The sequence below is a fragment of the Paenibacillus sp. FSL F4-0125 genome (assembly GCF_038008565.1).
Taxonomy (GTDB): domain Bacteria; phylum Bacillota; class Bacilli; order Paenibacillales; family Paenibacillaceae; genus Paenibacillus_AQ.
Map to the genome: position 1 here is coordinate 1,806,682 of NZ_JBBOZJ010000001.1, position 21,582 is coordinate 1,828,263.

Sequence of the window (21,582 nt, forward strand, 5' to 3'; positions counted from 1 at the left end):
AGTGATTAGAAATTGCGGTGGTGCAGAGAAAAAATGTAAAACGCTTACAATACAACTACTAAAAAAACGTTTCTCACAAATAGAAATGGATTTGTTTTACGTTTATACAAACCATAGTGTGGAAAACGTTTTATATTGATCTCATTTTAAGCATGATATTAGCATATAGTCAAATAGAAATTTAAGTAAAGATAAATCTTTTTATATTTTTATTAACAAAAGGTTATCGAATATATAGAGTAGTTGTAGTACTTGAGAGGAGCGTTGGAGTTTTACAAATACTGAATAAGAGGGGAAGGTGAATAAGAAATTGATAGGTGATAGGCTTGATGAATATTGCATTGTAGGTAGGGGGGAGCTAATGAAGAATAATACAAATTAGTTGTTCGCCCCCATGAAAGAACCAACCTTGTTACGTGTATGCACTAGGAGATTTTAAAGATAATACAATTTGAACATGATGTCTTGATCATGATTTCCGAATTTTTTCCCGAAAATGGTTGCGCCTCCGACATGTTTGGCATCTTCCTTCACTTCGATCCGGAAGGTCCATCGGTCACAAGTTGTATCTAAATCCTCGATTGAAACGGAAGACAGTGGGTCACCGTCAATGTAGGTTCCATTGTGATTGGTAATTCTGATCGTTTTTAGTAATCCATATTGGTTAATATTGTGCGGCCACCAATCTGGTGTGAATTTTCCTCTAGCATCCGCAAAATCCCCAGGGCTCGTCCAAGTCCCTAATTCCAAGCCATTCAAGGAAAAGGTGATGTCTGAAGGCCATACATCATTAGCAAACGGAAATTCGGAAGATAGCTCCAAGCTAATTTCAAATTGCTGCAAGGTTTCCTCTTTTTTTAGAAAGTTGGCAATATTGTATTGAACATAGCCTTGAGTAAACCATAGGATCTCAGCGTCAACTCTTTTGGAATCCATGAAATACTTAGGTTCGTCAACTCTGCCGATAAACTCTTTCTCTGTAGCAAGTCCGCATGTAGGTTTCAGATCATAATCCGTATAATGACCAATCGGCACGGATGTCTCGTAGGAGGCAAAGGAGTGGAAGATCTTCTTAGGGAAGTTAATCTCAATGTGATCCACTCTTAGAATCGAGATTTTTTGCATCCCTGATTTACCAGGAACCTTTTCGGTTTTTATGAGTCCTGCGTCTTCTAGTTTTTTGATGTGTTTTGTTACGATCGGACTGCTTATTTTAAGTTCTTCTGCCAAATCTTTGATGTTCATCTTATTTTTGGAGAGCAACTGAATGATTTTTATGCGTACTTCACTTGCCAAAGCTTCGTAAACAACGAGAGAGGACTTGTCTATTTCCAATTGCATTTTATCCACTTCTTTCAAAGTTATTTCATATACTGTAAAGTTTATTAATCTATATATAAAGTAACACGAAAGATAACCGAAGTAAATAAAGTATCGCTTACATCTCGTAGTAATGAACTAAAAGGTTAATTAAGTTTAAAAAAAATCTCTTAAGTTTATTTAAAAGTTATTGACTACGCTTTCAAGACGAATGTATACTAAGCTTAAGTTAATCGTTTCCAATGAAAGTTAACGCAAATGATTATCTTAACAATACAGCTGCAGGGGGAGAGAGTATTGAAAAAGAAATTCGGTATATTATTGGCAACAGTTCTAACGTTAACGACAGTGTTGGCAGGATGTGGTGGTAAAGATGATAGTAAGACGATTACATTCTGGACACCGCTGACTGGTGATGATGGTGCTTATATGGATCAAATTGTTAAAGACTACAATGCTACAAACCCAGAAATTAAAGTAAAACACGTGATCACGGCTGATATGTACACAAAAATTTCTACTGTTTTAGCTTCCAACAAAGGTGTTCCTGATTTGGCGATTATCCACGCTGACCGTGTTCCTGGGTTTGTTAAGCAAGGTGTCTTAGAAGCCATGCAAGATACCGTATTGCCAGCACAACCTGAACTAAAAGCTGAAAATTACTTACCTCAAGCTTGGAACACTGGTAACATCGACGGAACGCAATACACAGTACCTCTTGATATCCACAGTAATGTAATGTACTACAATAAAGATTTGCTCAAGAAATATAATGCGGAGTCATTCTTAGATGATAATGTTGTTACGATTGATGAAATGCTCTCCTTACAAGGTAAATTGGATGAAGGCGACTATGTAGTTAACGATGCTTTGCTGGGCTGGGTTATCTTAGCTCAAATCCAAGATTTGGGCGGAGACATCCAAGTTGATGGTAAGCCGGCTGTTAACACCCCTGTATTTAAACAAGCCTTTGAAAATGTTAAGAAAATCGCTGATGCGGGTCTGATGACTCCATTTGGTGAAGACGGTTACTTGATGTTCCAATCCCAAAACGTACTGTTCTCTACAGACGGAACTTGGAGCTCTACAGCACATGCTGGGGTTGAAGGCTTGAACTTTGGTGTAACAAATGTTTATTCTCCAACACCTGATAAGTTCACGAATAGATCTTCTTCTCACTTGTTCGCTATGCTGAAGAACGACAAGAGAACGGACGAAAAAGAAGCAGGTATTGCTAACTTCTTGGAATATGTTCGTACAAACTCGATGGAATGGGCAAAAGCTGGACAAAACGTAGCAAGTAACGTAGTTAACCAAAGCCCAGAGTACCAAAATTATATGCAATCTTTCTTTACTTCTAATGAAAAAGAAATTGAATCCCTTTACATTTACACATATGAATACTACCCATACATTGCGGAAGCAGTAGATACTTATTGTGCAGATATTGTTCGCGGCAACGTTGATCTTGATGAAACCCTAGCAACTATGCAGAAATTTGTAGAAGATAAGATCGCAGAAAGCAGCAGTGCAGCCAAATAAAGTGAAATAGAATAGATTGTACGAAGTAATGTGCCATATCGTTGGTGCATTACTTTGTGCAAAAGGAGAAATGAAATCCTATGAAAAAGAAAATAAATTGGGCACCTGCCTTCTTTGTAGGTCCGCATGTCATTTTGTTTGCTGTCTTCATTTTATTGCCAACGATTTATGGGATATATGCTTCATTTACAAAGTGGAACTTAATGAGTGATCCGGTTTGGGTAGGTTTTGATAACTATAAGGCCATTCTGTTTGATGGCAAATCAACGTTTCATACGCAATTTTTCAGAGGTCTGAAAAATACGTTGATCTTTGTGGGTCTTTCTGTTCCATTATTAATTGTGATTCCATTAATGGTGGCTGTTGCACTGGAACATAAAAAAGTTAAAATGAAGAGCTTAATTCAATCTATTCTCTATATTCCAGGCTTGATTTCGATTTCTGCGGCAGCACTGATCTGGCTCTTGATCTTTAATAAACAACTGGGAATCACAGGAAATCTGTTCGGATCACAAGTTGCTTGGCCTGCAAACCAGCCGTATGCGTGGATTATCATCATTGTAATCACATTATGGGGTGGTATTGGAGGCAACATGATTATTTATCGTGCTTCCTTAAGTGGCGTTGCGCAAGAATTATATGAATCAGCCGAGCTCGATGGTGCGGGTTCAATTAAAAGATTCACTAGTATCACCTTGCCATCTATTCGTTTTCCATTAATCTATACCTTTGTTATGACAACCGCCGGAGCCTTTAATGTATTCGGCCAACCGTTAATGATGACCGATGGCGGGCCTCGACAAAGTACACACGTACTCATGATGTATATTCGTCAATTAGCTTTCGGCAACGGTGAATCCATCGCAGGGATGGCATCCGCTATGGCAGTGTTATTGGGATTAGTGATCTTGGTCATTTCAGCACTTCAATATTATGTAATGAACCGAAATGCAACCTAGGGATCTCTGAGACTAATTGATTAACAAGGAAATGGAAAAGGTAGGTGTACTAATATGTCAAATCAGGCGGTAAACGGACTGGAAAATCATCCAGTTATAAATAGAACAGGAAAAGAAAAAGGGTCCTCCAATATCAGTATTTCGAAATATGTATCCTACACATTTTTATTTATTCTCTGTGTAATTTGGATCATTCCTGTGATCTTCGGAATTTCTACGTCATTTAGATCACAAACGGAAGTGGTTTCCTCGGGTTTTAGACTATTTCCTGAAACATGGGTCTTTGAGAACTATGTCACGATTCTGAATAATACTTCTACAGCCCCGATTCTACGTTGGTTAGGCAATTCATTGTTTATCGCGACATCGCACACCATTCTGGTAGTTATTGTGATCTCGATTACCGGCTTTGGATATACCCGTATTAACTTTAAAGGAAGAGACACGTTGTTCTTCACTTTGCTAGGGATTTCCTTCTTCCCCGGTGTGGTTAACTTGATTCCTTCTTATAAAATTATCGATTCCTTTGGTTGGGTGAATACTTCCTGGGCAATGATCATTCCTGGTCTTGCGGGTATGGGGAATATCTTCTTGGTCAGACAGTTTATGAACGGTATCCCGAAAGAGCTGGATGAGTCTGCAAAAGTGGATGGTGCCAGTGATTTTAGAATTTTTGCACAAATTATATTGCCGTTGGTTAAGCCGATTCTGATTGTTTGCGGTTTGTTCTCCTTTACGGGATCTTGGAATGACTTCCTCTGGCCGGTAATCGTGTACACAGATGTAGATAAAATGCCGGTTACAGCTGGTTTGCTCTTGCTTCAAGATATCTACGGAAACTATCGTATGATCGGGCAATTAATGGGCTCGGCGATCTTGGCGATTATTCCAACCTTGCTGCTATTTATATTTGCTCAAAAATACTTCGTTCAATCTATTAATTTGAATTCAGGTATTAAAGGGTAGATCGAATGAACAAAAACTTAAATACACCTTGCCTTCTTATGAGGAAGGGTGTGTTTTGGTGACCCGTAAAATAAAAATATAGAGAGATATAGGAGTTGTCATCATGAGAGAATTTAATGCAAAAAATCCGCTGATTGAGCAAAGAGCAGATCCTTGGATTTATAAACATACAGACGGATATTACTATTTCATAGCCTCTGTTCCAGAGTACGATAGAATCGAGCTTCGTCGTTCCGAATCCATTCAGGGATTAGCGGAGGCTGAGGGAAAGACGATTTGGGTTAAACATGAAACAGGTTTAATGAGTGCCAATATCTGGGCTCCAGAGATTCATTATATTGATGAAAAGTGGTACGTATATTACGCAGCAGCACATACGTCTGACACAAAAGACGGCTTGTTTGATCATCGCATGTTTGCCATAGAAAATTCATCCGCCAATCCTTTGGAGGGTGAATGGGTGGAGAAGGGTCAAATTAAAACGAAATGGGAATCCTTTGCCTTGGATGCAACCACTTTTGAGCACAAAGGCGTTAGATACTACGTTTGGGCACAAAAGGATCCTGATATCCCTGGTAATTCTAATATGTATATCTCTGAAATGGAGAATCCTTGGACATTAAAAGGAGAACAAGTGTGCATCACCACACCTGAATACGAATGGGAAAAAATCGGATTTTTGGTGAATGAGGGTGCGGCAGTTCTTAAGCGGAATGGACGTATTTTCATGACTTTCTCGGCAAGTGCAACAGATCATAACTACTGTATGGGGTTGTTAACTGCTGATGAGAACAGTGATTTAATGGATCCGAAATCGTGGGTCAAAACACCAGAACCTGTGTTTACGACTTCTGAAGAAAATGGTCAATATGGTCCGGGACATAATAGCTTTACAGTCTCAGAAGATGGCACACAGGATATCCTGGTGTTCCATGCCAGAAGCTATAAGGAAATTGTGGGGGACCCATTATATGATCCTAATCGTCACGCACGTGTGCAAGTGATCCAGTGGAATGAAGATGGAACGCCAAATTTTGGTGTCCCTAGACCGGATACGAAGTTAAATTTATAGCATAAGCCAATACATTCGCATATTTTAACATAATGCTTCTTTAGTGTGAGGAGCTTATAATATTCTTCTATTAATAAAGGGACGCTTCAGTAGCAATATGCTATTGGAGCGTCCCCTTTTCTTATAATGGAAGATCGCGTCGTCTGAATAGCTCGATCCCTAAGGCAAAAGCGAGCACACCGATCAACAGTAACCAACTGGAAACCTGAATGACCTCCACGTTGCCTTGAACGATTTTGCCAGGCTGATAGAAGGAGAATAGGGTCAGGTAACGTAACCCTTCCAGCTTATCACTTATTTTACCCAGCAAGTCTAGAGTGAAGAATCCGAAGGTGATGGCGCCGGAAATTCCAAGTGCTTTTTTCTCATCATTACATATTGAGGAGACAAGAAATGCAAGGCCCCCCACGGCAAAAAATAATAAAAAAGCCACGCTGTTCAGTTGAGCAAATCGGCCGCTGTTAAATTCATATTCACTGCCGAGAAACCATGCTTTACCTAATAATCCGGCGAGTGTGGTCACACCCATAATCAGGAGCAAAGCTGTCGTGAGTACAAGCGCCTGTGTGGTCGCTACTTTTCTCCGTGTTGTTGGGGCTATAAGCAGATAAGCCATAGAACCGCGATCCACAAGCCGGGCCATGAGCTGCGTCGACATTTGTACACATACAATAGATAGAATCAGTACCAGAATAAGTCCGTAATATTCTCCAGAGATAAAAGCCTCAGCACTGGTAAATCCGCTGTTTAATCCAAAAGCTTTTCCCACACCTTCCGGCATAGCTTTTATGAGGTCATCAATGGCTTGTGTGCTTCCGGCGATCCCCGGATATAGCCAGATCATAAACAGAATATAGAAGGCAGAACCGAAGGCGTAATTCATAATTCCTTTCAGGTTCACTCTCATCATTTCTTTATAGAGCGGAAGATTCATTGCACGGCCCCCTCACGGTCATAATAGTCCATGAAAATGTCCTCTAGATTCTGCGTAAATACATCTATACTGCGTATATTGTATTTTCCGGTCTCCTGAATGAATCGATCGTAATTGCCCTGAACGGCAATGCGGACCATGTTCCCTTCACGAGCTTCCACTTGCAGGCCGGAGGCGGCAAATTGTTCTGCATCTTCGCTATTCGCGAACACAACCTCAAACAGCTTCCGCTGCATCGATTGCAGTTCATGGATATTTTTCACAGTGATGATACGTCCGTCTTTAATGATTGCAGCGCGGTCACAGGTACGTTCAATTTCTTGAAAGCTGTGAGAGGACATTAGAAAGGTGGTTCCGGATGCTTTTTCCTCTAATACGAGATCGATAAATACCTTTTGCATAAGCGGGTCGAGTCCCGAGGTAGGTTCATCCAGAATAATAACTTCAGGATTGTGCATGAAAGCTGCGACAATACCGACTTTTTGCTTCATTCCCTTTGACATTTTGCGGATCGGAGTTGCGGCATCAAATTGCAGTCGTTCAATCAGGTGGTCACGTTTGGTAGTGTTCTTCATCCCTTGCATGCCAGACATGAACTTAAGGAAGGAAATACCCGTCATCCCGTCAAAAAAGTTGATTTCACCAGGTAGATAGCCGATATGCTTCTGGACCGTGCCCTGTGCTTTCCATACATCAAGTCCATGAATGCTCGCATAACCTTGATCAGGCATCATGAATCCCATGATATGTCTTATGGTTGTAGATTTACCCGCGCCATTTGGCCCCAGAAACCCAAACACCTCGCCTTTATTTACGGTAAACGTAACATCTTCGATTCCCTTGCCATTCGAAAATCGCTTAGTTAAGCCTTCAACTACAAGCATACTGCCACCTCCACTGCAAAATAATGAACTATTATTAATTAGATATTTCATATGTTATATTATTCCTAGTGAATAGTGAAGTCAATGGAATTATGAAATAATTGATAATGAATATTTCATTAAATTTAAATAAGCGCACTTTATAATGAAGTTAAGGGTGGATAGCATGAATGGATTTGAGAAAAGAGCCGCTCAAATAAAACTCAAAATTATGAAGACTACTATGGAGATGCTCAAGAGCTGTGAGCCCAAACGTCTCCGGATCGCAGACATTGCGAAAGAAGCAGGCGTCTCACAGGTGACGATTTATAATTATTTTGGCAGCAAGGAAGCACTGCTTGGTGAGACCTTTAAAGATTTTATAGAGAAGGCCATTCGTGAATTTGAAGATTACATTCATGGAGAGCATTCTCTAAAAGAGATTATTGAATACATTATGACGATGGAGAGAGAAACCTACAGTTCATTGTCTCCTACGACTGTGAAGGAGCTTATGATTGAGGACCAAGAAATGTTTCATTATATTGAAGAACGTTACACGAATGACGTTTTACCATTGATGGTCAAGATGGTGGAGGATGGCAAAGCACGAGGAGAAATTTCAAATAAAGTATCCACCAAAGGGATACTTTCATTTATAGGAATGTATATGCGAAGCTCGGGAGAAATGCTAGATGAAGCCAGCAAACAAGAGGATATAGACGGCTTCCTGGAGGAAGCCATCCATCTCTTCTTCTATGGCATTTGCGGGCGGGAGCAGGAGTAGCGTAAGGTTTGCAACCTGTTTACTCTAATTCATCATGGGAAAAGCGGATTTCCTGTCATCCCTACCCACAGCTCGGATTGTTCAAGATGGGCTGCAAGCTGAAGCAGTAAATCTTCCCGCCCTTTAGCAGCCATTACCTGTACCCCCATCGGCAAACCCGTTTGCGACATATGGACGGGAACGCTCATGGCGGGTTGGCCCGTCAAATTGGCAAGCTGGGTGAACGGTGTATAGGTTAGGCTTGGTTTAAACATAGCGTAAATCATTCGCTCTTGTTCCTCTTTCGGCAACTCATGTACATGCAGCAGTTTTTCGATTTCAGCAGAACTATGCGTTAACTCGCCAATCTTAGGAGCTGAATCCGCATTTGTTGGTGTGATATACAGATCGTAGCGGTTAAGCAGACCTGCCATTTGAGCGGCTGCAATATCCCATTCATCCAGACTATGCACAAATTCTGCCGCAGAGACTTTTCTTCCGGCTTCCCCAAGGACCCAAGTAACGATATCAACTTCACTGGAAGTAATGGAACGTCCCATCATTTTTTCCAGCGATACGAACATCGCTGCCACTTCCCCAGTATTCATCGTATAGTAATTCTCCATTAGCCTTACACCATTTACCGGACTCAGCTTTTCTTCAACTTCATACCCCTCAGCTTCGAGCCATTTTACAGTCTTGAGCACGGCAATTACTGCTTCATTCGTTACAGGAGTGCCCACTGGGGATGCTGTTGTGAACGCTATGCGCAGTTTTCGCTGTGTTGGTTTGAAAAGATCGTCCAGATAGACGCCCGGATATAGCGGTGTTTGAAAAGCAGCCTCTGGCTGCACGACCTGCAGCAGATCCAGCATAGCAGCGCTATCACGTACGGACCGTGTCAACGCGAAGTCGATAGAAGCACCTTGCCATTGACGGCCTACACCTGGTCCTACTGGAGTGCGTCCACGGGTTGGCTTCAGCCCGAACAAGCCGGTGAACGAGGCAGGGATACGGATCGAGCCGCCGCCATCACTAGCTCCAGCTACCGGAACAATACCAGAAGCTACCGCCGCTGCTGCACCGCCGCTAGAACCACCAGGGGAATATTCGAGATTCCACGGATTACGTGCCGGGCCGTGAAGGACGTTCTCGGTGATGTTTTTGAGGCCGAATTCCGGTGTATTCGTATGTCCAAGCGGAATGAAACCGCCGTTTCTGATTCGTGCTACGTAGTTCGAGTCGCGTCTAGCAATATTGTCTTTCATCAATAAGGCACCTGAAGTAAGAGGTTCTCCAGCGATGGCTTGAGAGATGTCCTTCAGCAGAAAAGGAACGCCAGCAAACGGGCGAGAGTCATCGTGTACAGGCATTTCGTCAGCTTCCTTAAGAGCAGCTTCTCTACGGGTGCGTACGACTGCATTAAGGACTGGATTGACTTCATCGAGTCGATCGAAGGCGGCTTCAACCAGCTCCCTAGGGGAGACTTCACGTGCTTTGATAAGCGCTGCGAGTCCTAGGGCATCATATGTAGAATAAGAAAAGGACATAATAGGTACCTTCTTTCGAATAGGAATAAATAGCCTGTCTCTATTGTATTATACATCCCGCTAGTAATGATTTGAAAATGGATAACTGATATCTATCAATTCTTTTTTATACCCGATTAGGCTATACTAAATATTAAATGGATCTTATGGGGTGTACTGATGAACGAAGATAAATATCAGAATGTTGATGGACTAATGGAAGCTTTCCAGCAATTTGCCAGGATGAATTGGCGTAAAACTACGGTCTGGGGATTGAAGCCAAGTGAAGTTCGGATGTTGGTCTCTTTAAAGCTGGGGAATGAACGGGATGGAAAGAGGGGCCAGACGGTTTCGGATATTAGCAAATTTCTAAAGGTTACTTCTCCGACGGTTACACAGATGGTCAATAGCCTGATTGCACAAGGATATGTAGTGCGTACTGCCGATACACAGGATCGCCGAATCAGTGAGATCACGCTTACGGAAAAAGGAGAGCATTTGGCCGAAATGGCCGTAACGAAATCCCGAAACACCTTTAAAGGTATGATTGATTATATGGGCAAAGAAAAGACAGATTCGTTAATGGGGCTGTTAAACGAGGTCTACGATTATTTTGAAGAATTGAATGATCAACCCACTGAATCCTAATCCTTCACATAAAAAAGAGATGTCGCACAGCCTAAGCTGTTAACGGACATCTCTAATGTATATTTATTTGTGATTAATGTGCAGCAGGTACAGACTTTTCAAGGTTTTTGTTTTCGCTTTTTCCCTCTGCAGTTACCTCGATTTTTTTCTCGCCACTTCGTAACGGAATCTCTTTAAGGAACAGGACAAGCAGTGCTGCAATTACTAACAGTGCAGTTCCGCTTAAGAATACAACCGTCAGGGAATCGCTTAGTGCGTTCCGCAGCATCTCAATCAATTGATTGAAGAGCGGCTGGATTTGCTCTGGCAGTGTTACGTGCAGTTCCTTCAGCTTAGGTTGATCCAGCAGCATTTGCGGGTTCATAAATGCGGATAGCTGTTTAGCGGATTCAGGATCAAGTTTGGTTAAATCCGGACCCTTGCCAGAGGACATTGCTGCCTCTAATTTTTTCGTTAATGTGGAGTTCATGATGGTACCCATGATAGCAATACCAATGGTTCCGCCTAAATTACGGAATAAAGTATTTGTAGCAGTAGCAACACCAAGCATGGAAGGAGCTACAGCATTTTGCACGGTTAAGGTAAACACAGGCATCGACAGTCCTAAACCAATACCGAAAATAATCATGCTGACTACGGCCATAGCGATATTGCTCATGAAGGCCATTATGATCATAGCCGCAACCATAAACGGCATTCCCATCAGAGCATAACGCTTGTATTTACCTGATTTGGAGATCCATCTTCCTACAAGTGTACTTAGTACAATCATTGCAAGTGACATCGGCATATTAATAAATCCGGAGTTGGTTGGGGAGACACCTTCTACACCTTGGACAAAGAACGGTAGATAGATCATTGCGCCCATCATACCAGCATTCATTAGGAAGCCTACAACCATAGAGATGGTTACAATGGAGTTTTTAAATAAGGATAATGGCAGCACTGGGCTTTTAGCTTTTCGTTCAATCAGAATCAAAATGATAACTCCCAGAATTGACGCTCCGAACAGGCCGAGAATTTCTGGAGAACCCCAGTCATATTTTGTCCCCGCCCATGAAAAGCCGAGCAAGAGTGCAACAATGGTAAGGGAAAGGAAAATAGAGCCTAAGTAGTCAATGGATTCTGAGGTGGGGCGTGCAGTTTTAGGGAACATTTTCCAAATCATAAAGAAAGCCACGATACCGAAAGGCAGGAAGATCCAGAAGATCCATTTCCAAGCCATGTGATCCACCATGAAGCCGCCAAGGGTAGGACCAATTACGCTGGAGAATCCAAAAATGGCCATCATAATTCCGGTCCACTTGGCTCTCTCTCTAGGAGCGAACAAATCACCTACAGCGGTTACGGTAGCCGACATTAGAATCCCGCCGCCAAGACCTTGAATCCCGCGATAAGTGATCATTTGGAAAATATTTGTCGACAATCCGGACATGAAAGCGCCTATAATAAAAATAACGATCCCCGCTAAGAGGAATGGCTTTCTTCCATAGATATCGGATAACTTACCGACAAGTACGGTGGCGATTGTTGAGGTGAGCATATAGATGGTGATTACCCAAGTATAATGTTCAATGCCTCCCAACATCGCAATAATTCGGGGCATTGCAGTACCCACAATGGTCTGGTTGATTGCTGCGAAAAACATGGCCGCCATTAATGCAATCATAATTGTAACCTTTTTCTTTTGCGTAAGGTGCTCCAGAGCAGTTCCTCTCCTTTAACTTCTATATATATTGTAGTTTGGGGAATTCATGTCTTAATAATTAGGTAGCCAAACTATCATTTATGTATAATACACAAATTCATCATTTAGCACAACTGTTTAATTATTTAATTTTAATCTAATGAGAATGTGATTTGGACTTGATTTTTTGGAAATAGGTAGGTAATCTAATTAGATTGAGTTAAATTGGAGGTGCCCTATGGATACTCAAAATAGTCAAGAGCAAAAGCTAATCATAGCCTTTGAGAACATTAAACGTTTGACCGCTCGTCCCTCTTTTAAGGAAAGTGTTTCGTATAGAGAATTTGTGATGATGTATGTCATTAACAATTTGATGAAACGAAAGAAACCTTCAGACGGTGAAGAGCAACGGGGAGTAATGATTTCCAGATTAAGCGACCTGCTCCAAATCAGCAGACCTACTGCGACGCAAATGGTAAACAGCTTGGAGGAAAAAGGGTACGTGGTGCGAACAACGTCCGATACTGATCGGCGAGTTGTATATATTGCTCTAACGAACGAAGGAGAACAGATTTATGATTCGCAGATGGCTACTTATTCCGGTATTCTAAGCGAAGTTATGGAAAAGGTAGGCAAGAAAGAGATCGACCAGTTGATTTTTCTGTGTGATCGTTTTCAAGAAGCGGTGCATGAGGTCAGAAGCCGTCAGCTTTTTAATGCATCCGATGAAGATCCGCTCGTTTTGGATTCTGTATAGTGAACATAACCAAAAGATATTTCGGAGCCTTTAGCCGGAACGTCTTTTTTTAATTATAAGAAAGTATAAGTTTCACGATATACTTTATCCTTATAATTCTCGCATATACGCTCACCGTCCTTTAAAGGACGCCGAAGGCGTTTTAGCTTGCAGCACCCAGAGCAAGGAGGAATTATAATCAGAATATTAGCGATTAGTGACATTCACGGAAGCTATTCCGAATTCAACGCATTGTTAAAAAAAGTAAACTATCGTCCATCCGAGGACAAGCTCATCCTGATGGGGGATTATGTGGATAGAGGTCTCAATAGTAAAGGGATTGTGGATCAGGTCATGGCTCTGAAGCGGGAGTGTGGCGCTATTGTTCTAAAAGGCAATCATGATAAAATGGCCTATGATGCGCTCACCGGCGAAGATGATAAACTGGATACGCATTGGCTTAGCAACGGCGGTTTGTATACATTGATGAGCTACTGTGAGGCAGATTCGAGCTTTTTTAAAGCGGATTTTGGCTGGGACGATTATATGTGGCTGAAAGAAGAACTTAGACAGAAATACAAACATCATTTGGATTTTCTAAGTTCATTGCCGCTATATCACGAGACCGAAGAGCATATTTTTGTGCATGCAGGCATTAACCCCTTAATAGAGGATTGGAAGCAGCAAGAGCCGTATGATTTTATCTGGATCAGAGAACCATTTTATACGAATCCGGTAGTTAGCACTAATAAAACGGTTATTTTTGGACATACCTCGACGATGGATCTACATGATTCGGAAGAAATCTGGTTTAGTCCGCAGGGAGATAAGATCGGTGTGGACGGTGGATGCGCATATGGTCAACGTCTGAACTGTTTGGAGATTTCTGGAGGTGAATATATCACACATTTTGTTCGGAATGGGGAGAAGCCTTGAGCTGTCTCTCTTTTTTAATATAGATCTTCTTACATAAGTCATGAAATGAACTTAAAGAAATATAGAATAGCACTGTATTAAACCTCAACTATGTATAAAATAATAAAGAGAGTAGGGGGTGTAATAGATGAATGCGAACAACAAATATCATATCCTCATGCAAGGGACGATCAGCAACAATGTGAGCGAAACCTGTAAGGCGTTTGGCATATCCCGGACGATCTATTATCAGTGGTATAAAGCTTACCAACAACTGGGCATGGATGGACTGGCTGAGAAGGAACGAAAACCGGTAATGCCTAATAAAGTGGATAAGCGAACAGAGAGGCTGATCTTAAAATACGTTGCCAAATTTCCTGAAGATGGACCCAAGCGAATTTTTTATGAACTGCAGGATGAGGGTGTGAACATAGGGGAGTCAGGTATTTACAATGTGCTGCGTCGTAATGGACTTAGTACGAGGATAGAACGTGAGGCTTATGCCAAAGAAGTCAAAGCAAAGAAGAAAGAAGGTGCACAAGCAGTTAACACCAAAGGGTGTAAAGAGAAACCGAAATCTCTCGACTATAAGATGAAAAATCCTGGAAATGCTCACCCCGGGTATATGTGCCAACAAAGTATTAGTTATATGGGCGTGTTCCCAAGGGTAGGGAAGGTGTATCAATATGTGGTCTACGATGCCTATTCCAGATTAGGCTTAGTTAAGCTTTATAATAGGAAGTCTGCCATTCATTTTATCGATTTTATGGATCTGAAGGTCATCCCATTGATGAAGACCTTAGAATTCCAAATCGACAATTTGGTAACGAACAAAAGTCGTGAATTTACTACAAACTGGGATAGAGGAAAACATAAATACAGCGATTTTTTACATAAGAACAACATAAATCAAGTAGCTATAACTGCAGATCAGACAGAAGTATTTCAGCCATTACAGCAATTCGTAGCGGTGTTGACGAAAGAATTTTACCAGCAGGCTTGGTTGGATGCTTCGATAGATTCCTTTGAGATTTTAGAAAAGCGCTTACATGAATACTTGAGGATCTATAACTTCAGCAGGGTGATCACAGACGGACCTAATCAAGGTAAAATACCATCAGATGTCGCACTTGAGTATACAGGCCAGCGTGAGACCTTGCCATTATGGTTATTTACAAGGAGATAACGGATGATGACTAAGATGAAGCATGAAGACAGGATAGGGATCATCGGTGCAGGGATTTCCGGGATTACTGCTGCCTACCAATTAGCGAAAAAAGGATATACCCATATTACTCTCCTTGAGAAGTCAGACCGAGTAGGCGGAAAGTGTCACTCCATTGAATACAAAGGGAAAACTTATGAAATGGGGACGCTAATCGGTTTGCCAACTTATAAACATACGATAGAACTTATGAAAGAGTTTGATCTTATGGATAAAGGACCGCTATTGGAACGGGGATTTTTTGATAATAACGGGCGGAAGACTTCTCAGATTCCTATGGACCAAATTCAGGCATTTACCCAAGAATTCAAAAGGTTGCCCGATATTTTGAAGCGTTATAAGTCACTGAAAGAACCTGGTTTTCTGAACTTACCCTCAGATTTATGCCAGCCATTCTCAGAGTGGTGTGCAGAGAACGATCTGACTGTTATTGGGCAGGTGTATATGCATTACTTCAATACTTTTGGTTTTGGAAGTATTCAAGATGTGCCAGCCGCTTATGTGTTGAAATTTCTTACTTATGATAATTTATTATCCTTTATTGAAATCACTCACATGATAACCTGGCCTAAGGGAGTCACAGAACTCATTAGAAGAATGGCCGACCAAGTAGAAGATCTGCGTCTGACTTGTGAAGTGCTACATATGGAGCAAGAGGTGAACGGTCAAGTTCGGGTGGAAACAAGCCAGGATATCTTTTATTTTGACAAAGTGATTTATACAGCTTCCTTAGAGCATCTGAGCGATAGGGTTCACTTATCTTCGGAAGACAGAGCATTATTCGAGCGCATTATCTATGAACGGTTTCGGGTATATGCTTACAGAGTGAAGGGGCTACCGGAGTTATCAGGATATATCCCCCGCAATATGAACCCTGAACGTAAAGGACATATGATGGCATGGTATTACAGGTGGGCAGATATGGGAACAACAGATTTAGTTACGGTTTATGTAGCGGAGAATGATGAAATGACAGATCTAGAAATGCGGGAAAAAGTAGAAAATAAACTTCGCGAGCTTGGCGGCGAGAATATCCGTCTGTATATGATGAAGCGCTGGAAGCAGTTCCCCCATGTGGATTCTAATGCGATCCGGGAAGGGTTTTATGAACGGCTTGATCAGATGCAGGGAAGAGATAAAATCTATTATGCTGGAGAAATTATGAATTTTCCTACACTGGAGAACTGTATTGTATATTCGAAATACCTGGTTGAACGATTTTTTTAAATTGTGTTAGCAGTAGCCTTGTCCACAAAGAAATTTGTCGACAAGGTTTTTTTACATTGCAGAAAGAATCTATTTGGGCCACCCCGCAAAGTATCTGGAGTAAGCATCAAAGCAAAACTCCGCTTTGTGGGGATATTTTACTTTCAAGTTAGATTTACAGTGTGTAGTTCTATAGACATAGTTTCCAATTGAATTCCCTGCTTAGGATAGGTCCTTTGATAAATTCCAGTACTATTGATGTGTAAACTTAACTCAAAATGAGACTATGAAAACCTTGATAAATCAACGTTTTGGGTGGTTTGATCGTTCGAAGGAGGATGGGATATATTGGACTCAAGTCATAGCTTATATACAAAATATGAAGGAGGAATTCATTATGTTTTTATTCGAATCGATTCCCTGGTACTCTGCTCTAATGTGGTTAGTGGTACTTGCAGGATTAATGATTTTCAACGAGATAGCTCGAAAGAGCAAGTGGTTCTCAATCATTCTATTTATAGCTGTACCTATTGTGCTTACCATAGCGGTTTGGCCGAATACGGCGGGTGAAGGCTCTAGTACTGGAACTTGGTTTCACTGGGTTAAGGTATATTCTGCTTTGGCAGGATGTTTAGGGTTCATGGCGATCCGCTATGTTAAAGGTTGGGACAAAAATAAATATATCTTAATGTTCCCGGCGATTATCCTTGCAGTTAACATCCTTGAAGCTGTTATCCGTGATTTCCAAGTGTACAGTTTGCAGGGTATGGTCGATGGCGTAATGATGGTAGGTGGTCCTTGGAACATCATGAACGGGATCGCAGGTATTCTGAACATTATTACGATTTCGGGTTGGATGGGTATTGTTATCAGTAAAGACAAGAGTAAGGATATGTTGTGGCCTGACCAGCTTTGGTTCTGGATTATCGCCTATGATATTTGGAACTTTGCTTATGTATATAACGCAGTTTCTGACCATGCCTTCTATGCAGGCGCAGCATTGTTGATCTCTTGTACTATTCCAGCGTTCTTCTTCAAAAAAGGAGCATGGCTGCAGCATCGCGCTCAAACCTTGGCGATTTGGATGATGTTTACGATGTCTTTCCCGGCGTTTGTTGGTGAGTCGAAGTTCGCTGTTCAATCCTCACATAGCGAAACTGCACTTTGGGTAGTGAGCGCATTATCCTTGGCTGCTAACATTGCTGTATTTGTTTATCACTTCTATAAAATTATTAAACATAAACGGAATCCGCTTAAAGTGGAAGTGTATACAGATTTAGCGGCTTATAAGGCGATTGCGGAGAGTGTGAAATAATATAAGGCTTAATAGCTTCTTTAAAAATCCGCGCCTAGCGCGGTTTTTTTATGGAATAGAAACTATAAAATTTCGAAATTGCGGAGAAATGTGAAACGAATTTATGGGATGGGCCTATATTCAACTGGTGGCCATGGGAGCACTGTTTTTAATTAAGTTCAAGCCTCTTTGGGATGTATAACGGGCCGAGCGGACCTTATAGCCTTCGAAATGCATGTTTTAGTCGAGCTTACGAACAAATGTATGCGAAAAACTGAACACACTGTGCCGACGGTAACGTAATCGAGCCGAATGTATGCGAAAAACTGAACACAATGTGCCGACGGTAACGTAAACGAGCCGAATGTATGCGAAAAACTGAATACACTGTGCCGACGGTAATGTAATCGAGCCGAATGTATGCGAAAAACTGAATACACTGTGCCGACGGTAATGTAATCGAGCCCAATGTATGCGAAAAACCAAATACAATGTGCCGCCAGTAACGTGAACGAGCCGAATGTATGCGAAAAACCGAATACAATGTGCCGCCAGTAACGTAATCGAGCCAGATGTATGCGAAAAACTGAATACAATGTGCCGACGGTAACGTAAACGAGCCAAATGTATGCGAAAAACTGAACACAATGTGCCGACGATATCGTAATCGAGCCAAATGTATGCGAAAAACCAAATACAATGTGCCGCCAGTAAAGTAAACGAGCCGAATGTATGCGAAAAATCGAATATATTGTGCCGCCAGTAACGTAAACGAGCCAAATGTATGCGAAAAACCGAATACAATGTGCCGACGGTAACGTAAACGAGCCGAATGTATGCGAAAAACCGAATACAATGTGCCGACGGTAACGTAAACGAGCCGAATGTATGCGAAAAACCAAATACAATGTGCCGCCAGTAACGTGAACGAGCCGAATATATGCGAAAAACTGAACACAATGTGCTGATGGTAAAGTAAGCAAGCCCAATGTATGCGGAAAACCGAATACAATGTGCTGATGGTAACCTAAACGAGCCGAATGTATGCGAAAAACCAAATACAATGTGCCGACAGTAACGTAAACGAGCCGAATGTATGCGAAAAACCAAATACAATGTGCCGACAGTAACGTATACGAGCCGAATGTATGCGAAAAATGGGATTATGGATGTACGCAGCTTGTAACTCTACCACCAAGGAAGCCGTCAGGCATTTTTCTTGCGTAAATGCAAAGATCGATCATAATCATCAAGCATAACACAATCCGATTAAAGACTTTTGCCAATACTTTTGATGAACGAATGATGGTAAACTGAATGTAAAGCCTACGGTACAATGGGTATAATTTGTTGAAAAGCTCTTCGGATGAAGAGTTTTTTCCATTTTACAGAAAAGAATGTGATATGTTATGCAGCTTCGGGCTAGTCTTCAGAAGAAAAGATTGCTAGAGAAATATCTTTCTGGGGAGGGGATGGATTATCGGCAAATTATAGCTTTATTTATTCCAATTCTGATTGACCAGGCCTTCATTATTGGACTTAATCTGGTAAATACCGCAATGATCAGCTCGTCCGGGATGGCGGCGGTCAGTGCAGTGAATATGGTGGATTCGCTGAATATTTTTCTGATCAATGTGTTCGTGGCGGTTGCAACCGGGGGGACAGTGGTAGTCGCGCAGTATAAAGGGAGCGGAAACAACCGGATGGTGTCCCAGGCTACGGCGGCTTCGGTCGCCTCGGTATCGCTGATCGCTTTGGGAATCGGTCTGCTGCTGATGGGCTTCCATACTCCTATGTTGAACCTTTTGTTCGGAACCGCCTCACCCGAAGTGCTGGACAATGCCCGCATCTACATGATCGGCAGCAGCATCTCATATCTGGGCATCGCGGTGGTTCAGGCGGTATGCGGAGCTCTGCGAGGAGTGGGCAAGACACGAGCTTCTTTGATGCTGTCGCTCATCATGAACCTGCTGTATGTTATCCTGAACGTGGTCTTCATTAACCTGTTGCAAATGGGTGTGCTGGGGATGACGCTTGCGATTAATATCGCGCGGTATGCAGGTATGGTTTGTGCCCTGGTGTATCTGTTCAAGGTGGATACGGCCCTGCGGGTGCGTTTTCGTGACCTATTCAGAATCCCTCTGACCATGCTGAGGAGAATCATGTTCATCGGCGTGCCGTTCGCGGCGGAGCAGATGTTCTTCAACGGGGGTAAGCTGCTCACTCAGGTGTTTATTGTCAGCCTAGGCACTTATGCCATTGCGACGAATGCGATTGCCGGCTCGCTGGCTCTGGTGTTTCAAATTCCAGCCAGCGCGCTGTCGCTAACTATTGTAACGGTGGTCGGCCAATGTATCGGGCGGGGGAATGTCTCTGAAGCCAGAAAGTTCATCAAGTCCTTCCTCTGGATCGGGTCTGGCTCTTTGGCGTTGATCGCCTTGATTCTGATGCCGCTATTCCACCCGCTGGTATCGATCTTTTCCCCACCTCCCGAGATCATTGACGATCTGTTTGTAGTGCTGCTGGTGAATTCCATTGCCCAAGTTCCGCTGTGGGCCGTCAGCTTTATTTTGCCGTCCGCGCTGCGGGCAGCGGGAGATTCCCGCTTCACCTCAATTACCTCGATGCTGACGATGTGGCTGTTTCGGGTGATTTTTGGATACATCCTTGGGATCGTACTAGGCTACGGTGTCATGGGTGTCTGGTTGGCAATGAACTGCGAGTGGGCCGTTCGCGGGGGCATTTTTCTGTGGCGCTTCAAGGGCAAAAAGTGGTTTGCACACAAGCTGATTTAGAATTGTTTGTTGATAGGATACACTACCTACGCCTGCTGACGGAAACGTAGCTCTAATAAAGCACAGGGCAGCGATTCTCATATTTACTTGAGAGTCGCTGCCCTACGTTTTGGTTATCGACTGCTTCCGAAGTATAGGGGGAGGGATTTGCTAGTGAAGACTCAAATCCATCGATTTCTGCGCTCGGAATTTCTTTCTTTTGAAACAAATTAAAAGACAAGTCAGTAACAATACACAGATTAAAGTTGCTGTATAAGTGAAACTACTATTCCAAAACATAATCTGAACATTCATTAAGGAATGGACGCCAATCACGAAAAATAGATTCTTGGTTAAAACATAGAGTAATGAGAATATGACCCCTAGGATTACTAGAACGATAAAATCATAAACAAAATCCATTCCGACTAATCCTGAATAGATCCGATTTGGGATATGTATAGCGGCAAAGATCGATTGTGAGATAAGCATTGCATAAACAATCCGTGAAGTATTGTTTTTGACTTTTTTGACTTTATTTAATAAAAGATAAATTTGAACTAGCAGAAAGCCCCGAAACAAAACTTCTTCCAGTAAAGCATTTCCGAAAATCTGACCCAGAAATCCACCGAAGACGACGTTCGAATTCGTAAAGATATCATTATTGAATGTTAAACTTGAGTGAGTCAGTAATGTCATACCTAAATCAACAATGTTTATAGCAAGCCAAAATAGTAAAGTACCGATAAGTCCTGCTAATAATTTATTTTTTCTTAACCCAATATCACTAGGTGATAATTTAGCTATTATACATAAGAAAATAACCACTTCTAACACAAGGCCGAACAGATTTGCAGCTAACGTTTCGTTGATCCATCCGTTTGTGCTTTTGGCAATAACGCTTAAAGTTCCATTTGCAAAAAGGACAAGGTTAACCGTTAGTGTGAAGAGAATATGAATAAAAATGAGACTGACGATATAGCGTATTGATGTAGGCTTAACTTTAACAATCGATAGCTCCTCAGTTACTTTATTGCGCAGTATGATTTGTAATCCTCCTTAGGTTTTACCCGAGCATTGCGTATTCTAGAACATCATCTATAATACATAATTTCCCAAATGATATCTGAGATTTACTATATTCTT

General features: G+C 41.9%; 18 protein-coding genes. 12 read left to right on the forward strand and 6 right to left on the reverse strand.

Annotated features, from left to right (window positions below; genetic code table 11):
• Positions 1-435 precede the first annotated feature (435 nt).
• Positions 436-1,341 (reverse strand): ArsR/SmtB family transcription factor, encoded by a 906-nt coding sequence (locus NST74_RS07935; protein ID WP_042125437.1) that lies wholly within the window; start codon positions 1,339-1,341, stop codon positions 436-438.
• A 276-nt stretch (positions 1,342-1,617) separates the two neighbouring features.
• On the opposite strand from NST74_RS07935, the gene NST74_RS07940 reads away from it, so the two are divergent.
• From NST74_RS07940 to NST74_RS07955, 4 genes are all read left to right on the forward strand, one after another.
• Positions 1,618-2,862, forward strand: coding sequence for an extracellular solute-binding protein (locus NST74_RS07940; protein ID WP_231574072.1), 1,245 nt, complete (start codon positions 1,618-1,620; stop codon positions 2,860-2,862).
• A gap of 80 nt (positions 2,863-2,942) precedes the next feature.
• A complete protein-coding gene (locus tag NST74_RS07945) occupies positions 2,943-3,821 on the forward strand; it encodes a carbohydrate ABC transporter permease (protein ID WP_042125440.1) in 879 nt (292 codons plus the stop codon).
• Between the two features lie 54 nt (positions 3,822-3,875).
• Complete coding sequence (locus NST74_RS07950) at positions 3,876-4,787, forward strand: carbohydrate ABC transporter permease (protein WP_341111358.1); 912 nt, start codon at positions 3,876-3,878, stop codon at positions 4,785-4,787.
• A 103-nt stretch (positions 4,788-4,890) separates the two neighbouring features.
• On the forward strand, positions 4,891-5,859 hold the full coding sequence (locus NST74_RS07955) for a glycoside hydrolase family 43 protein (protein WP_341111360.1): 969 nt from the start codon (positions 4,891-4,893) through the stop codon (positions 5,857-5,859).
• A 121-nt stretch (positions 5,860-5,980) separates the two neighbouring features.
• Here NST74_RS07955 and NST74_RS07960 read toward each other — a convergent pair whose 3' ends face one another.
• Both NST74_RS07960 and NST74_RS07965 read right to left on the reverse strand, forming a co-directional pair.
• Complete coding sequence (locus NST74_RS07960; protein WP_076121010.1) at positions 5,981-6,793, reverse strand: ABC transporter permease subunit; 813 nt, start codon at positions 6,791-6,793, stop codon at positions 5,981-5,983.
• Positions 6,790-7,677: an ABC transporter ATP-binding protein gene (locus tag NST74_RS07965; protein ID WP_341111363.1), complete on the reverse strand. Its 888-nt coding sequence runs from the start codon at positions 7,675-7,677 to the stop codon at positions 6,790-6,792. Before NST74_RS07965 ends, NST74_RS07960 begins: the two co-directional genes overlap by 4 nt.
• Before the next feature lie 211 nt (positions 7,678-7,888).
• On the opposite strand from NST74_RS07965, the gene NST74_RS07970 reads away from it, so the two are divergent.
• Positions 7,889-8,443: a TetR/AcrR family transcriptional regulator gene (locus NST74_RS07970; protein WP_339289847.1), complete on the forward strand. Its 555-nt coding sequence runs from the start codon at positions 7,889-7,891 to the stop codon at positions 8,441-8,443.
• A gap of 32 nt (positions 8,444-8,475) precedes the next feature.
• Here the strand turns inward: NST74_RS07970 and NST74_RS07975 are convergent, their stop codons facing one another.
• A complete protein-coding gene (locus tag NST74_RS07975) occupies positions 8,476-9,972 on the reverse strand; it encodes an amidase (RefSeq protein WP_341111366.1) in 1,497 nt (498 codons plus the stop codon).
• A gap of 159 nt (positions 9,973-10,131) precedes the next feature.
• Between NST74_RS07975 and NST74_RS07980 the strand changes: the two genes are divergently transcribed.
• On the forward strand, positions 10,132-10,599 hold the full coding sequence (locus NST74_RS07980) for a MarR family winged helix-turn-helix transcriptional regulator (RefSeq protein WP_341111368.1): 468 nt from the start codon (positions 10,132-10,134) through the stop codon (positions 10,597-10,599).
• A gap of 73 nt (positions 10,600-10,672) precedes the next feature.
• On the opposite strand, the gene NST74_RS07985 is transcribed toward NST74_RS07980, so the two are convergent.
• Complete coding sequence (locus NST74_RS07985) at positions 10,673-12,304, reverse strand: MDR family MFS transporter (RefSeq protein WP_341115850.1); 1,632 nt, start codon at positions 12,302-12,304, stop codon at positions 10,673-10,675.
• A gap of 220 nt (positions 12,305-12,524) precedes the next feature.
• On the opposite strand from NST74_RS07985, the gene NST74_RS07990 reads away from it, so the two are divergent.
• From NST74_RS07990 to NST74_RS08015, 6 genes are all read left to right on the forward strand, one after another.
• Positions 12,525-13,043, forward strand: coding sequence for a MarR family winged helix-turn-helix transcriptional regulator (locus NST74_RS07990; protein ID WP_341111370.1), 519 nt, complete (start codon positions 12,525-12,527; stop codon positions 13,041-13,043).
• Positions 13,044-13,190: 147 nt separating this feature from the next.
• Positions 13,191-13,958: a metallophosphoesterase family protein gene (locus NST74_RS07995; protein ID WP_341111372.1), complete on the forward strand. Its 768-nt coding sequence runs from the start codon at positions 13,191-13,193 to the stop codon at positions 13,956-13,958.
• A gap of 127 nt (positions 13,959-14,085) precedes the next feature.
• Positions 14,086-15,123, forward strand: coding sequence for a helix-turn-helix domain-containing protein (locus tag NST74_RS08000; RefSeq protein ID WP_341111375.1), 1,038 nt, complete (start codon positions 14,086-14,088; stop codon positions 15,121-15,123).
• Between the two features lie 3 nt (positions 15,124-15,126).
• Entirely contained in the window at positions 15,127-16,389 is a 1,263-nt protein-coding gene (locus NST74_RS08005; protein ID WP_341111377.1) for an FAD-dependent oxidoreductase, read from the forward strand.
• A gap of 376 nt (positions 16,390-16,765) precedes the next feature.
• Positions 16,766-17,683 (forward strand): DUF5692 family protein, encoded by a 918-nt coding sequence (locus NST74_RS08010; protein ID WP_042125466.1) that lies wholly within the window; start codon positions 16,766-16,768, stop codon positions 17,681-17,683.
• A gap of 1,388 nt (positions 17,684-19,071) precedes the next feature.
• The gene (locus tag NST74_RS08015) at positions 19,072-20,457 is read left to right on the forward strand and encodes an MATE family efflux transporter (protein ID WP_341111380.1); all 1,386 of its coding nucleotides are present in this window, start codon (positions 19,072-19,074) and stop codon (positions 20,455-20,457) included.
• Between the two features lie 150 nt (positions 20,458-20,607).
• Here the strand turns inward: NST74_RS08015 and NST74_RS08020 are convergent, their stop codons facing one another.
• Positions 20,608-21,273 carry a CPBP family intramembrane glutamic endopeptidase gene (locus NST74_RS08020; RefSeq protein WP_341111382.1) on the reverse strand — a complete coding sequence of 222 codons (666 nt, stop codon included), beginning with the start codon at positions 21,271-21,273 and terminating at the stop codon, positions 20,608-20,610.
• Positions 21,274-21,582: the final 309 nt, after the last annotated feature.

What these genes read in the sequence shown, in the direction of transcription:
- NST74_RS07970 (WP_339289847.1), top strand. Translation starts at nt 7,889, where the DNA reads ATGAAGACTACTATGGAGATGCTCAAGAGCTGTGAGCCCAAACGTCTC.
- NST74_RS07990 (WP_341111370.1), top strand. Translation starts at nt 12,525, where the DNA reads ATGGATACTCAAAATAGTCAAGAGCAAAAGCTAATCATAGCCTTTGAG.
- NST74_RS08000 (WP_341111375.1), top strand. Translation starts at nt 14,086, where the DNA reads ATGAATGCGAACAACAAATATCATATCCTCATGCAAGGGACGATCAGC.
- NST74_RS07955 (WP_341111360.1), top strand. Translation starts at nt 4,891, where the DNA reads ATGAGAGAATTTAATGCAAAAAATCCGCTGATTGAGCAAAGAGCAGAT.
- NST74_RS07950 (WP_341111358.1), top strand. Translation starts at nt 3,876, where the DNA reads ATGTCAAATCAGGCGGTAAACGGACTGGAAAATCATCCAGTTATAAAT.
- NST74_RS07980 (WP_341111368.1), top strand. Translation starts at nt 10,132, where the DNA reads ATGAACGAAGATAAATATCAGAATGTTGATGGACTAATGGAAGCTTTC.
- NST74_RS07935 (WP_042125437.1), bottom strand. Translation starts at nt 1,341, where the DNA reads ATGCAATTGGAAATAGACAAGTCCTCTCTCGTTGTTTACGAAGCTTTG.
- NST74_RS07965 (WP_341111363.1), bottom strand. Translation starts at nt 7,677, where the DNA reads ATGCTTGTAGTTGAAGGCTTAACTAAGCGATTTTCGAATGGCAAGGGA.
- NST74_RS07945 (WP_042125440.1), top strand. Translation starts at nt 2,943, where the DNA reads ATGAAAAAGAAAATAAATTGGGCACCTGCCTTCTTTGTAGGTCCGCAT.
- NST74_RS08005 (WP_341111377.1), top strand. Translation starts at nt 15,127, where the DNA reads ATGATGACTAAGATGAAGCATGAAGACAGGATAGGGATCATCGGTGCA.
- NST74_RS07975 (WP_341111366.1), bottom strand. Translation starts at nt 9,972, where the DNA reads ATGTCCTTTTCTTATTCTACATATGATGCCCTAGGACTCGCAGCGCTT.
- NST74_RS08015 (WP_341111380.1), top strand. Translation starts at nt 19,072, where the DNA reads ATGCAGCTTCGGGCTAGTCTTCAGAAGAAAAGATTGCTAGAGAAATAT.
- NST74_RS07960 (WP_076121010.1), bottom strand. Translation starts at nt 6,793, where the DNA reads ATGAATCTTCCGCTCTATAAAGAAATGATGAGAGTGAACCTGAAAGGA.
- NST74_RS08010 (WP_042125466.1), top strand. Translation starts at nt 16,766, where the DNA reads ATGTTTTTATTCGAATCGATTCCCTGGTACTCTGCTCTAATGTGGTTA.